Source organism: Pseudomonas protegens (assembly GCF_003732485.1).
Classification (GTDB): domain Bacteria; phylum Pseudomonadota; class Gammaproteobacteria; order Pseudomonadales; family Pseudomonadaceae; genus Aquipseudomonas; species Aquipseudomonas protegens_B.
The window spans coordinates 23908-34918 of record NZ_MOAK01000034.1 but is presented as its reverse complement, the minus strand read 5'-3'; the positions used below and the strand labels follow the sequence as shown (position 1 = coordinate 34918).

The 11011-nt window shown below is 62.8% G+C and carries 9 protein-coding genes; 8 read left to right on the top strand and 1 reads right to left on the bottom strand.

The genetic code is table 11. From position 1 onward, the window contains the following. Positions 1-62: 62 nt before the first annotated feature. The gene (locus BLX41_RS05735) at positions 63-1427 is read right to left on the bottom strand and encodes a formimidoylglutamate deiminase (protein WP_123724122.1); all 1365 of its coding nucleotides are present in this window, start codon (positions 1425-1427) and stop codon (positions 63-65) included. A 107-nt stretch (positions 1428-1534) separates the two neighbouring features. On the opposite strand from BLX41_RS05735, the gene hutC reads away from it, so the two are divergent. From hutC to BLX41_RS05695, 8 genes are all read left to right on the top strand, one after another. Then, entirely contained in the window at positions 1535-2284 is a 750-nt protein-coding gene (gene hutC, locus BLX41_RS05730) for a histidine utilization repressor (protein ID WP_123724121.1), read from the top strand. Continuing rightward, on the top strand, positions 2281-2853 hold the full coding sequence (locus tag BLX41_RS05725) for a HutD/Ves family protein (RefSeq protein ID WP_123724120.1): 573 nt from the start codon (positions 2281-2283) through the stop codon (positions 2851-2853). Before hutC ends, BLX41_RS05725 begins: the two co-directional genes overlap by 4 nt. 416 nt (positions 2854-3269) lie before the next feature. After that, a complete protein-coding gene (gene hutU, locus BLX41_RS05720; RefSeq protein ID WP_123724119.1) occupies positions 3270-4952 on the top strand; it encodes a urocanate hydratase in 1683 nt (560 codons plus the stop codon). 146 nt (positions 4953-5098) lie between these two features. Then, positions 5099-6568 (top strand): purine-cytosine permease family protein, encoded by a 1470-nt coding sequence (locus BLX41_RS05715; protein ID WP_123724118.1) that lies wholly within the window; start codon positions 5099-5101, stop codon positions 6566-6568. Between the two features lie 75 nt (positions 6569-6643). Further along, the gene (locus BLX41_RS05710; protein ID WP_123724117.1) at positions 6644-7609 is read left to right on the top strand and encodes an ABC transporter substrate-binding protein; all 966 of its coding nucleotides are present in this window, start codon (positions 6644-6646) and stop codon (positions 7607-7609) included. A gap of 72 nt (positions 7610-7681) precedes the next feature. Continuing rightward, positions 7682-8533, top strand: coding sequence for an ABC transporter permease (locus BLX41_RS05705; protein ID WP_123724116.1), 852 nt, complete (start codon positions 7682-7684; stop codon positions 8531-8533). Next, positions 8530-9360 (top strand): quaternary amine ABC transporter ATP-binding protein, encoded by an 831-nt coding sequence (locus BLX41_RS05700; protein ID WP_123724115.1) that lies wholly within the window; start codon positions 8530-8532, stop codon positions 9358-9360. Before BLX41_RS05705 ends, BLX41_RS05700 begins: the two co-directional genes overlap by 4 nt. Positions 9361-9429: 69 nt before the next feature. Then, positions 9430-10953 carry an HAL/PAL/TAL family ammonia-lyase gene (locus BLX41_RS05695; RefSeq protein ID WP_123724114.1) on the top strand — a complete coding sequence of 508 codons (1524 nt, stop codon included), beginning with the start codon at positions 9430-9432 and terminating at the stop codon, positions 10951-10953. Positions 10954-11011: the final 58 nt, after the last annotated feature.

Sequence of the window (11011 nt, the reverse complement as noted above, 5' to 3'; positions counted from 1 at the left end):
CTTGCCGGCGAAGGCGCTCTCATGGACGCTTTCGCCGGCAAGCCGGCTCCTATGCCTATGGGTCAGTTGAGCAGGTCGCGCAGGACCTGGGTGAAGGCCCGGCTACTGTCTTCTTCGGCGGCGTGACGCCCGTCACGCACGACCCATTGGCCACCCACCATCACATCCCGTACCTGGCGGTCGCCGCCGGCAAACAGCCAACGGTTGAGAATCCCGTCGCCATCCGCGGTGGCCAGGTAGGGGTCGTTGCCATCCAGTACCAGCCAGTCGGCACGCTTGCCCACGGCCAGCGCACCTATGGGTTGCCCCAGCGCCTGGGCGCCGCCATCGAGCGCGGCATCGTACAAAGTTCGGCCGACCATAGGCTGGTCCGCGCGGTACAGACGGTTGCGACGCTGGTCCCGCAGGCGTTGGCCGTATTCCAGCCAGCGCAGTTCTTCCACCACGCTCAGTGATACATGGCTGTCGGAGCCGATGCCCAGGCGTCCGCCCTGGGCGAGGAAGTCCACTGCCGGGAAGATGCCGTCGCCCAGATTGGCCTCGGTGGTCAGGCACAGGCCGGCAATGGCCCGGCTTTCGGCCATGAGGCTGACTTCTTGCGGATTGGCGTGAGTGGCGTGGACCAGGCACCAGCGTTGATCCACCTCGACGTTTTCATACAACCATTGCAGTGGGCGACGTCCGCTCCAGGTCAGGCAGTCGTCGACTTCCTTCTGCTGCTCGGCAATGTGGATGTGCACCGGGCACTGGTGGTTGCTGGCGGCCAGGACTTCGCTGATCTGCTGTGGCGTGACCGCGCGCAACGAGTGAAAGCACAGGCCCAGTTGCTGGTTGGCCTGTTGCGCCAGCAGGGGTTGCAGGCGCTGTTGCAGCTGGAGGTAGTTTTCCGTGCTGTTGATAAAGCGGCGTTGGCCGTCATTGGGGGCCTGGCCGCCGAATCCCGAATGGCTGTACAGCACGGGCAGCAAGGTCAGGCCGATGCCGGTGCCGGCGGCGGCCTGGCTGATGCGTCGGGACAGCTCGGCAGGGTCGGCGTAGGGTTGGCCGTCGGTGTCGTGATGCACGTAATGGAATTCCGCCACCGAGGTGTAGCCGGCCTTGAGCATTTCGATGTACAGCTGGCGGGCGATGATCTCCAACTGTTCAGGGCTGATCTTGCCCACCAGGCGGTACATCAGGTCGCGCCAGGTCCAGAAGCTGTCGTTGGGGTTGCCGGCCACTTCCGCGAGCCCGGCCATGGCGCGCTGGAAAGCGTGGGAATGCAGGTTGGGCATGCCGGGTAGCAGCGGGCCCTTGAGCCGCTCTGCACCTTCTGCACTGGCGTTGGCCTGGATGTGAGTCAGCAGGCCGTCGGCGCTGACTTCAAGACGTACATGGTTGGCCCATCCGTTAGGCAGCAGCGCGCGTTCGGCAAAGAAGGCGGACATGGTTCAAGCACCCCATCGTGTGTTATTTGTATATACATATACAGACGTTTGCCTGCTCGGTAAACTCCGGCAAGCTAGTCACCTTTTTTGCTCAACAAGGATTTCCCGTGCCGACTCCGCCTGCCAAATCGCCGCTGGCTGCCCATCTGGGCGATAGTCCGGCGCCCTTGTATGCCCGCGTCAAACAGATGATCACCCAGCAGATCGAGAGCGGAAACTGGCCGCCGCATTACCGCGTTCCCTCGGAAAGCGAACTGGTCAATCAGCTGGGCTTCAGCCGCATGACCATCAACCGCGCGCTGCGGGAAATGACCGCTGAGGGCATGCTGGTGCGCATGCAGGGCGTGGGGACCTTCGTCGCCGAACCCAAGAGCCAGTCGGCTCTGTTCGAAGTGCACAACATTGCCGACGAGATCGCCTCCCGCGGTCATCGCCACACCTGCCAGGTCGTCACCCTGGGCGAAGAAGCCGCCGGTTCCGAGCGCGCCCTGGCCCTGGACATGCGCGAAGGCCAGAGGGTTTTCCACTCGCTGATCGTGCATTTCGAGAACGACATCCCGGTGCAGATCGAGGATCGCTTCGTCAACGCCCTGGTGGCGCCGGAGTACCTCAAGCAGGACTTCACCCTGCAAACCCCCTACGCCTATCTGTCCCAGGTCGCGCCCCTGACCGAGGGCGAGCATGTGGTGGAGGCGATTCTCGCCGAGCCTGAAGAGTGCGAGCTGCTGCAGATCGAGCGTGGCGAGCCGTGCCTGTTGATTCGTCGTCGCACCTGGTCCGGGCGCCAGCCGGTGACCGCCGCCCGCTTGATCCACCCCGGTTCCCGTCATCGTCTGGAAGGGCGTTTTCATAAATGATCCAGTCCACCCTGTTACGTGCCGCCGACTACCCGCGCATGCCGTGGAAGAATGGCGGCGGCAGCACCGAAGAAATCACCCGTGACGCCGGCACTGGCCTGGAAGGTTTTGGCTGGCGCCTGTCGATTGCCGATATCGGTGAATCCGGCGGCTTTTCCAGCTTTGCCGGTTATCAGCGGATCATCACCGTGCTGCAAGGTGCGGGCATGCAACTGACAGTCGATGGCGAAGAGGTACGGCCTTTGCTGCCCCTGGACCCCTTTGCCTTCAGTGGTGCCAGCCAGGTGAATTGCACCCTGCTGGAGGGCGCGATCCGCGATTTCAACCTGATCTATTGCCCTGAGCGTTATGTCGCCCGCTTGCAGTGGTTCGATGGTCAGCAACGTTTCTTCACCCAGGCACACACCGTGCTGGTGTTCAGTGCCGCCGAACAGGCCTGGGTGGACACGGGCAGCACCCCTCTGCAGGCATTGGGGCGTTATGACTGCCTGCGCCTGGATGACAATGCCGGGGTTGTGGAAATCGCCACCGATGGACGCTGCTGCGTCATCGAGCTCACCGCCATCTGATCATCGTGGGTGGGTGCAGGCCGGGATACGGCCTGCGCCTGCTGTCGGTTTCCCTCTTCTATTAGCTCCCTCGCTGCGCCGGAACCCCAGCCCGCACCTGCCGTGCAGAACTGGCGCACATTTCCCTGCAATGGCTGTTTCTCTCGCGCACCAGTTTGTTACCGAACGCCCCAGTACCGCGCAAAACCGGGTTTTGGTAACAGCTTCGTTGCGGCCAAAAATATCCTCTGGAAAATTCTCGCCCTGTTGAAAGCCTTGCCCAGCAAGGCCTGCGGTTTCCTCTCAAGGTTTTTCAGTTACGTCTCAAGCGAGTTGGCCGCTTGATTGCATATGCTTGTATGTACAAGTAAATATGTGTGCGTAAGAGTCGATGGAATCCTCTTCGCACCTTGGACTCATCGCCGAGGAGTTTTTCCGTGACTGACAGCAAACCCACCAAATTCCGCAATGTCGAAATCCGTGCCGCACGAGGCAACAAGCTGACCGCCAAGAGCTGGCTGACTGAAGCGCCGCTGCGCATGCTGATGAACAACCTCGACCCGGAAGTCGCCGAGAACCCCAAGGAGTTGGTGGTGTACGGTGGCATTGGTCGCGCCGCGCGCAACTGGGAGTGCTACGACAAGATCGTCGAAGCCCTGACTCAGCTGAATGACGACGAGACCCTGCTGGTGCAATCCGGCAAGCCGGTGGGCGTGTTCAAGACCCACAGCAACGCGCCGCGGGTACTGATCGCCAACTCCAACCTGGTGCCGCACTGGGCCAGTTGGGAGCACTTCAATGAGCTGGACGCCAAGGGCCTGGCCATGTACGGCCAGATGACCGCCGGCAGCTGGATCTACATCGGTAGCCAGGGCATCGTCCAGGGCACCTACGAAACCTTCGTTGAAGCTGGTCGCCAGCACTATGATTCCAACCTCAAGGGCCGCTGGGTCCTGACCGCCGGCCTGGGCGGCATGGGCGGCGCCCAACCGCTGGCCGCGACCCTGGCCGGAGCTTGCTCGCTGAACATCGAGTGCCAGCAGATCAGCATCGACTTCCGCCTCAAGACTCGCTACGTCGACGAGCAGGCCACCGACCTGGACGACGCCCTGGCGCGGATCAAGAAGTACACCGCCGAAGGCCGCGCGATCTCCATCGCCCTGTGCGGCAACGCCGCTGAAATCCTTCCGGAACTGGTACGCCGTGGCGTGCGTCCGGACATGGTCACCGACCAGACCAGCGCCCACGATCCGCTCAACGGCTACCTGCCCAAGGGCTGGACCTGGGAGCAGTACCGCGACCGCGCCAAGACCGAGCCCGCTGCCGTGATCAAGGCCGCCAAGCAGTCCATGGCCGAGCACGTCAAAGCCATGCTGGCCTTCCAGAAAATGGGGGTTCCGACCTTCGACTACGGTAACAACATCCGCCAGATGGCCCAGGAAGAGGGCGTGGAAAACGCTTTCGACTTCCCAGGTTTCGTCCCGGCCTATATCCGTCCGCTGTTCTGCCGCGGCATCGGCCCGTTCCGTTGGGCGGCGCTGTCCGGTGATCCTCAGGACATCTACAAGACCGATGCCAAGGTCAAGGAGCTGATCCCCGACGACGCCCACCTGCACAACTGGCTGGACATGGCGCGCGAGCGCATCAGCTTCCAGGGCCTGCCGGCGCGGATCTGCTGGGTTGGCCTGGGCCTGCGCGCCAAGCTGGGCCTGGCCTTCAACGAAATGGTGCGCAGCGGCGAGCTGTCGGCACCGATCGTCATCGGTCGCGACCACCTGGACTCCGGTTCCGTGGCCAGCCCGAACCGTGAAACCGAATCCATGCAGGACGGTTCCGATGCCGTGTCCGACTGGCCGCTGCTCAATGCCCTGTTGAACACCGCCAGTGGCGCGACCTGGGTTTCCCTGCACCACGGCGGCGGCGTCGGCATGGGCTTCTCCCAGCATTCGGGGATGGTCATCGTCTGCGACGGCACCGATGAGGCAGCCGAGCGGATTGCCCGGGTACTGCACAACGATCCGGCCACTGGGGTCATGCGTCACGCCGATGCCGGTTATCAGATCGCGATCGACTGCGCCAAGGAACAGGGCCTGAACCTGCCGATGATCACCGGCAAATAACCGGAGCATCGGTTCACCCCACCCTATCTGTAGGAGCCAGCTTGCTGGCGAAGCAAGCACCGCGGTGCATCAGCTACACCGCCTCGCGAGCACGCTCGCTCCTACAGGGGAAATCGTCTGCAGTGCCCATTAGAGGTTTGACGTCCATGGCTTCATCGAATGATCGTGCAAGCAACAAGCCGTTGATCGAAAGGCGTTCGATCGACTACATCCCGGAAGCGGAAAGACACGGTCGTCTATTGAGCCAGTTCACCCTGTGGCTGGGTGCCAACCTGCAGATCACGGCCATCGTCACCGGCGCTTTGGCGGTGGTGTTGGGCGGTGATGTGTTCTGGTCGTTGATCGGTCTGTTGGTCGGGCAACTGCTGGGCGGCGGGGTGATGGCGCTGCATGCGGCGCAAGGGCCGAGGCTCGGCCTGCCGCAGATGATTTCCAGCCGGGTGCAGTTCGGCGTCTATGGTGCGGCCATCCCGATGGTGCTGGTGTGCTTGATGTACCTGGGTTTCACCGCGACCGGCACGGTGCTTTCCGGGCAGGCGCTGGGCCAGATGTTCGGCGTCAGTGACAGCATCGGCATCCTGATCTTCGCCAGCGTCATTGTGCTGGTCACGGTGCTTGGCTATCGGGTGATTCACTACATCGGCCGAGTCGCCAGCGTGATCGGCGTGATCGCCTTTTTCTACCTGTTCAGCCGGCTTTTGAGCCAGACCGACGTCAGTGCCTTGCTGGCTATTCGGCACTTCAGCTGGAGCAGCTTCCTCCTGGCGGTGTCGTTGGCCGCATCCTGGCAGATCGCCTTCGGCCCTTATGTCGCCGACTATTCGCGCTACCTGCCGAGCAAGACGTCGCCGTTGAAGACCTTCTTCGCCGCGGGCGCAGGTTCGGTGATCGGTGCCCAGGTGGCGATGGTGCTCGGGGTGTTCGCCGCGGCCCTGTCCAAGGGCCAGTTCGCCGGTCGTGAAGTGGCCTACATCGTGGGTCTGGGCGGCAGTGGCGCCATAGCGGCGTTGCTCTATTTCAGCATTGCCTTCGGCAAGGTGACCATCTCGACGCTGAACTCCTACGGCAGCTTCATGTGCATCGCCACCATCATCAGCGGCTTTCGCGGCGAGTTGAAGGTGACGCGCTTGCAACGGCTGGTCTTCGTGTTGCTGATTGTCGGCACCGCGACTCTGATCGCATTGCTTGGCCAGCACTCGTTCCTCGGTGCGTTCAAGTCCTTCATCCTGTTCCTGCTGGCGTTCTTCACGCCCTGGAGCGCGATCAACCTGGTGGACTTCTATTGCATCACCAAAGAGCGCTATGACATCCCGGCCCTGTCCAACCCGGACGGTCGCTACGGTCGCTGGAATGCCATGGGCATCACCATTTATGTGTTCGGCGTGCTGATCCAGATGCCGTTCATTTCCACCCACTTCTATACCGGCCCCCTGGTGGCGAGTCTTGGCGATACCGATATCTCCTGGATCATCGGCCTGGTGGTGCCCGCGGCGTTGTACTACGTCTGCGCGAAGAAGTGGCATGGCGCGGTGCCCGAGCACCTGATCCTGCCGGTAGAGCAGGACGCGCCCAACGAACAAAAGCTGAGTCAGGCCCGTCGCGCTGCTGCGGTGTGAGTCTTGACGGGACGTGGACAGGGCTGGATGCCTCTTAACTGCCGTAAGCCAACTCATGATTAGGAGCGTCACACAATGAAAATGCATAAGACCCTGCTGACCACGTTGCTGTCCTTGGGCTTGCTGGCCGCTTCCGGCGCCCAGGCGGCCGGCTGGTGCGAGTCGGGCAAACCGGTGAAGTTTGCCGGCCTGAATTGGGAAAGCGGCATGTTACTGACCGACGTCCTGCAGTTCGTTCTGGAGAAGGGCTACGACTGCAAGACCGACAGCCTGCCGGGCAACTCCATCACCATGGAGAACGCCCTGGGCAGCAATGACATCCAGGTCTTCGCCGAAGAGTGGGTGGGCCGCAGCGAGGTGTGGAACAAGGCCGAGAAGGCCGGCAAGGTCGTGGGCGTCGGCGCGCCGGTGGTGGGAGCCGTCGAAGGCTGGTACGTGCCACGCTATGTGATCGAGGGCGACGCCAAGCGCAAGCTCGAAGCCAAGGCGCCGGACTTGAAGAACATCGCCGACCTGGGCAAGTACGCCAGCGTGTTCAAGGACCCGGAAGAGCCGACCAAGGGCCGTTTCTACAATTGCCCGGCTGGCTGGACCTGTGAGCTGGACAACAGCGAGATGCTCAAGAGCTACGGCCTGGAAAGCAGCTACACCAACTTCCGTCCGGGCACCGGCCCGGCCCTGGATGCGGCGGTACTGTCGAGCTACAAACGTGGCGAACCGATTCTCTTCTACTACTGGTCGCCGACCCCGCTCATGGGCCAGGTGGATCTGGTCAAGCTGGATGAGAAACCCGGCGTCGACAAGAGCGTGAGCATCAAGGTCGGCCTGTCCAAGACCTTCCATGACGAAGCCCCGGAACTGGTGGCGGTACTGGCCAAGGCCAACCTGCCCATCGACCTGCTCAACCAGAACCTCGCGCGCATGACCCGCGAGCGCATCGAGTCGCCGAAACTGGCGAAAATCTTCCTCAAGGAACATCCTGAAGTCTGGCACGCATGGGTGAGTGACGACGCAGCCAGGAAAATCGACGCGGCCTTGTAGGTCGGGCTTTTCCGGCGGTTCACACGAGCCGTCGGAGGCTGGACCACAACCTCCTTTGATCGAGAGTTTCTTATGTTTCCAGAAAGCTTCACCTTTTCCATCGCCGACTGGGTCAACGGCTGGGTCGACTCCCTGGTGACCAACTACGGCGACGTGTTCCGGCATATCTCCGACACTCTGTTGTGGGCCATCGTCAACCTTGAGGGCCTGCTGCGCATGGCGCCCTGGTGGCTGATGCTGGCGATTGTCGGCGGCATCGCCTGGCACTCCACCCGCAAGCTGCTGACCACGGCGGTGATTGTCGGCCTGCTGTTCCTGGTGGGTGCCGTCGGCCTGTGGGACAAGCTGATGCAGACCCTGGCGCTGATGCTGGTGGCGACCATGATCTCGGTGCTGATCGGCATTCCCCTGGGGATACTCTCGGCCCGCAGCAACCGCTTGCGTTCGGTATTGATGCCGCTGCTGGACATCATGCAGACCATGCCCAGCTTCGTGTACCTGATCCCGGTGCTGATGCTGTTCGGCCTGGGCAAGGTGCCGGCGATCTTCGCCACGGTGATCTACGCCGCGCCGCCGCTGATTCGTCTTACCGACCTGGGCATCCGCCAGGTGGACGGTGAAGTGATGGAGGCGATCAACGCCTTCGGTGCCAACCGCTGGCAACAGCTGTTTGGCGTGCAGTTGCCCCTGGCCCTGCCGAGCATCATGGCGGGGATCAACCAGACCACCATGATGGCCCTGTCGATGGTGGTGATCGCCTCGATGATCGGTGCCCGCGGCCTGGGCGAGGATGTGCTGGTGGGAATCCAGACCCTCAACGTCGGGCGCGGCCTGGAGGCGGGGTTGGCGATCGTGATTCTGGCGGTGGTGATCGACCGCATTACCCAGGCCTATGGTCGTCCACGCCATGAGGTGAACAAATGAGCAACGCTGCCGTCAGCAAGATCGAAGTCAAGAACGTCTTCAAGATATTCGGCAACCGTTCCGCCGACGCCCTGGCAATGATTGGCCAAGGCAAGGGCAAGGACCAGGTGCTGGCCGAGACTGGTTGCGTAGTGGGGGTCAACGACCTGTCCCTGAGCATCGGTACCGGTGAGATCTTCGTCATCATGGGCCTGTCCGGTTCCGGCAAGTCGACCCTGGTGCGTCACTTCAACCGCCTGATCGACCCCACCAGCGGGGCGATCCTGGTGGATGGTGAAGACATCCTGCAGTACGACATGGAAGCCCTGCGCCAATTCCGTCGACACAAGATCAGCATGGTGTTCCAGAGCTTCGGTCTGTTGCCTCACCGCAATGTCCAGGACAACGTCGCCTATGGCCTCAAGGTGCGTGGCGAGAGCAAGTCGGTGTGCGCCGAGCGGGCCCTGCACTGGATCAACACCGTGGGCCTCAAGGGTTACGAGAAGAAGTACCCGCACCAGTTGTCCGGCGGCATGCGCCAACGGGTCGGCCTGGCCCGGGCCCTGGCTGCGGACACCGACATCATCCTCATGGACGAAGCCTTCAGCGCCCTGGACCCGTTGATCCGTGCCGAGATGCAGGACCAGCTGCTGGAGCTGCAGAAGACCCTGCACAAGACCATCGTCTTCATCACCCACGACCTGGACGAGGCGGTACGCATCGGTAACCGCATCGCGATCCTCAAGGACGGTCGCCTGATCCAGGTGGGCACGCCGAAGGAGATCCTGCATTCGCCGGCGGATGAGTACGTCGATCGTTTCGTCCAGCGCCGCGCCGCCACCGTGTAGGAGCCGGCTTGCCGGCGAAAGGTCCGGCAAAGCGGCAGACAACCCAAGGTTTGCAAGAAGAGGTCCCCGATGTCCCAGGCTGAAAAAATCGTTATCGCCGACGCCCCCCTGGGTTGGCAGGATGTAGTCGCCGTCGCCCGTCATGGCGCGCAGCTCGAGCTGTCGGCCCAGGCCTGGGCGCGTATCGACAATGCCCAGGCCATCGTCCGCCAAGTGGTGGACAGCGGCGAGCGGGCCTATGGCATCAGCACGGGCCTTGGCGCCTTGTGCAACGTGGTGCTGGCCGGTGAGCAACTCAGCCAGCTGTCGCGCAACACCTTGCTCAGCCACGCCTGCGGTGTGGGGCCGGCACTGGCCGACGAACAGACCCGAGCGATCCTCTGCGCCGCCATCATCAACTACAGCCACGGCAAGTCCGGCATCCACCGGCAAGTGGTCGAGGCGCTGCTGGCTCTGCTCAATCGCGGCATCACCCCACAAGTGCCGTCCCAGGGTTCGGTGGGTTATCTGACCCATATGGCCCACATTGGCATCGCCTTGCTTGGCGTCGGTCAGGTCAGCTATCGCGGTCGCCTTGTTTGCGCCGAACAGGCCCTGGCCGAAGAGGGGCTGCAGCCGGTGCAGTTGGGGGCCAAGGATGGCTTGTGCCTGGTCAACGGCACACCGTGCATGACGGGTCTGAGCTGCCTGGCCCTGGCCGATGCCAGCCGCCTGTTGCAGTGGGCCGACGTGATCGGCGCCATGAGCTTCGAAGCCCAGCGGGGCCAGATCGACGCCTTCGATGCCGAGATCATTGCCCTCAAGGCGCACCCCGGCATGCAAGTGGTGGGCAGCAATCTGCGGGCCTTGCTCAACGGCAGTGAAGTCATCGCCGCTAGCCGCGGCATTCGCACCCAGGACGCCTTGAGTATCCGCTCCATTCCCCAGGTGCATGGTGCAGCCCGGGATCAACTGGCCCACGCGATCAAGCAGGTGGAAACCGAGCTCAACGGCGCGACCGACAACCCGCTGCTGCTGGGCACCCCGGATCATTATCGGGTGGTGTCCCAGGCCAACCCCCACGGGCAATCGGTGGCGCTGGCGGCGGATCTGCTGGCCATCGCCATGGCCGAGATCGGCTCCATTGCCGAACGTCGCCTGGACCGCTTGATCAACCCCCATGTCAGCGGCTTGCCGGCATTCCTGGTGAGCGAGCCCGGGGTCAACTCCGGAATGATGATCGTGCAGTACGTAGCGGCCTCGCTGTGTGCGCAGAACCGTCAGCTGGCCCAGCCGGCGGTGCTGGACAACTACGTCACTTCGGGCCTGCAGGAGGACCACCTGAGCCTGGGCACCAACGCCGCCCTGAAGCTGCATCAGGTGCTGGAGAACTGCACCCAGATCCTGGCCATCGAGTACCTGCTGGCCGCCCAGGCCTTTGAATTTCTCAAGGAGCAGCGCTTCGGCACCGGCACCGGTATCGCCTGGTGCCTGCTGCGCGAGCGGATTGCGGCCTATGACCAGGACCGCTGGCTGGCGCCGGACATTGCCGGCGCCGCGGCGCTGCTCAAGGACCCTTTGCTGCTGCCCAAACGTTTTTCCAAGGTGCAATAAACCGTTTTTCCCATAACCAGCGTGCCAAGGCGTCATTCGCTCAATACCGCGAGTGACG